Annotated in this window: 1 protein-coding gene; it reads right to left on the bottom strand. The window is 65.0% G+C overall.

From position 1 onward, the window contains the following. The coding region (locus ACVJO7_RS34020) for an AMP-binding protein (protein ID WP_491676371.1) at positions 1–1,086 on the bottom strand (1,086 nt) is incomplete at both ends.

The following is a 1,086-nucleotide window of genomic DNA, read 5'->3' as shown; positions in this document are numbered from 1 at the left end:
ATACAACTCACCCACCACACCGTCGGGCACCGGCCGCAGCCAGCCGTCCAACACATGCGCCACCGTGTTCGTGATCGCCGAACCCACCGTCGACGTCACACTCTCACTCGTCCCCGCACCCAACGTGTTGATCGTGTACTCCGTCGGGCCGTACAGGTTGTACCCCCACGTCCCCTCCGCGTCCCGCAGCCGCGACCACACCGACTCCGGCACCGCCTCCCCACCCAACAACACCAACGGCGGCACATGCGCCCCGTCCAACAAACCCGCAGCAAACAAATGATGCGCATACGTCGGCGTCACATTCACCACATCCACCGCATGCTCAGCGCAATACCCGACCAGCCGCTCCGCATCCCGCCGCAACTGCTCATCACACACATGCACCTCATGCCCCTCGACCAGCCACAGGAGCTCCTCCCACGACATATCGAACGCAAAAGACACCGTGTGCGCCACCCGCAACACCCGACCACCCGCAGCCGCCACCGTCGGCGCAAAAATCTCCCGCCGATGATTCACCTGCATATTCGTCAAACCACCAAAAGGCGTCACCACACCCTTCGGCCGCCCCGTCGACCCCGACGTGAAAATCACATACGCCGGATGCCCCAAACGCCCCGCCGCGCCCGGCACGAACCCACCCAACTCCGCAGCCGACAACGGCCCACCCGACACACCGTCGAACACACCCGGCTCGTCGAGCACAACACACTCCACCGCAGCCCCAGCAGCCCCACCGAAACGCGACACCACCGACGACTCCGTCACCAACAACACAGCACCCGACGCCGCCAGAATCTCCGCCAACCGCTCATCCGGATGATCCAACTCCAACGGCACATACGCCGCCCCCGCCCGCAACACCGCAAACAACGCCACCACATTCTCCACAGAACGCGGCAACCCCAACGCCACCACCGACTCCGGCCCCACACCCCGCACACGCAACACCCGCGCCAACCGCGAAATCTGCGCATCCAACTCAGCAAAAGTCAGCCGCGACTCCCCCGACACCAACGCAACCCGATCCGGACACAACGCCGCCCGCTCCGACAACAACTCCGCCACCGTCACGTCCGGGAC

It is taken from the genome of Pseudonocardia sp. DxW (assembly GCF_058448985.1).
Note: the sequence above shows the minus strand (reverse complement) of the source record. Positions and strands in the feature narration are given on the sequence as shown.